Genomic DNA, 1,446 nt, shown 5'->3' with positions numbered 1-1,446 from the left:
ACCGCGGGGGGCGCGTTGCGCGCGGTGAGCCTCGCGGGGCGGGAGTTGCCGGCGCGGGTGCGGGTCTTCCGCGAACACGTCCGCGCCGAGATGATGAAGCGATTCTCGGTCGAGTCCGATCAGAGCTGACGCCGGGACGGTCCTGAGAGCCTGTCTGCGGTCCTCGGCGGCCGGCGCCCTGCCGCCGCCGCATGCCGGCATCGCCCGCCCGATCACGGGCGTGACCGCCATGATGGGCCGCCTGGCTTAGGGCGACGTCGGCCTGACGGTGCCCGGTGCGGGCCGCCGAGACGAAGTCGGCGCGATGGCCGCGGAAGAGCTCGGCGCCTCCGTCCAGGAGATCGGCCGGCAGGTGCAGGGCTCGGCGAGCTTGGCGCAGGCGGCCATGGGCGAAGCCGACGAGACGGCGCAGCTCGTCCAGGCCCTGACCCGGGCCGCGGCCTAAATCGACGACGGGGTCGGGCCGATCTCCGGCATCGCCGGGCAGACCAACCTCCCGGCGCTGAACGCCACGATCGAGGCGGCGCGGGCCGGGGAAGCCGGCCGCGGCTTCGCCGTGGTGGCCGCCGAGGTCAAGGAGCTGGCGAGCCAGACGGCGCGGGCGACCCACGAGATCGCCGGGCAGATCGCGCAGATCCAGTCGGCCACGGGTCACGGCGATCGACGGGATCGCGGTGCGCATCCGCGACATGAGCGCCATGGCGACCACGATCGCCGCGGCGGTCGAGGAGCAGGGCGCGGCGACCCAGGAGATCGTGCGCAACGTCACCCAGGCCTCGATGGGGACGAGCGAGGTCACGAGCACCATCGCCGGCGTGGCGGGCGCCGCCGAGGAGACGGGGGCCCGGCGTCCCAGGTATTCGCGTCGGCCTCCGCGCTGTCGCGCCAGTCCGACCACCTCGGCGCGGAGGTGACCTGCTTCCTCGCGACGGTGCGCGCGGCATGAGTTGCGGGCCGCCGCGCCTGCCGCTTTGTCAGCTTATGCGCGCCGGTACGCGGTGGGATATCGCGTGATGACCGCGGTCGGTCGGTGCGGTGATGCGGGCACGCGGCGACCGCGGTTTTGTCGCGGACGATGATGCTGCGCAGAGCGCCAGGCTGGTGCCGGTGGAGAGGATCGAACTCCCGACCTTCGGTTTACAAAACCGCTGCACTACCGCTGTGCTACACCGGCGGACCCGTTTCGACGCCGCGGCGGGACGAAGCTGCGCCGCGGTGCTGATCGACGCGTCTTAGACGATGGTTGCGCGGGGTTCGTCAAGGCGCGGGACGCGGGCGCGCTCGTCGCCGCGACCCAGGGACCCAGCGCCCTGGCGGCAGGCGGCGAAGGGCTTATCTCACCAGCTGACGGTGCGCACGCGCCCGGGCGTCGCGATCTGCGATGCGTTCGGGCGAGGCGGTCCCGTCGGCGCTCCCCGAGGGCCCGGCATCCGGTCCGCCGCGGGC

The 1,446-nt window shown here is 73.6% G+C and carries 1 tRNA gene and 1 pseudogene; one reads left to right on the top strand and one right to left on the bottom strand.

From position 1 onward, the window contains the following. Positions 1 to 301: 301 nt before the first annotated feature. Positions 302 to 946 (top strand): annotated as a pseudogene (locus tag FV222_RS31945) (methyl-accepting chemotaxis protein); the annotation flags it as partial. Positions 947 to 1,099: 153 nt separating this feature from the next. Here the strand turns inward: FV222_RS31945 and FV222_RS25970 are convergent. Then, positions 1,100 to 1,174, bottom strand: a tRNA-Thr gene (locus tag FV222_RS25970). Between the last annotated feature and the right edge of the window lie 272 nt (positions 1,175 to 1,446).

It is taken from the genome of Methylobacterium sp. WL103, from assembly GCF_008039885.1.
Lineage (GTDB): Bacteria > Pseudomonadota > Alphaproteobacteria > Rhizobiales > Beijerinckiaceae > Methylobacterium > Methylobacterium cerastii.
Note: the sequence above shows the minus strand (reverse complement) of the source record. Positions and strands in the feature narration are given on the sequence as shown.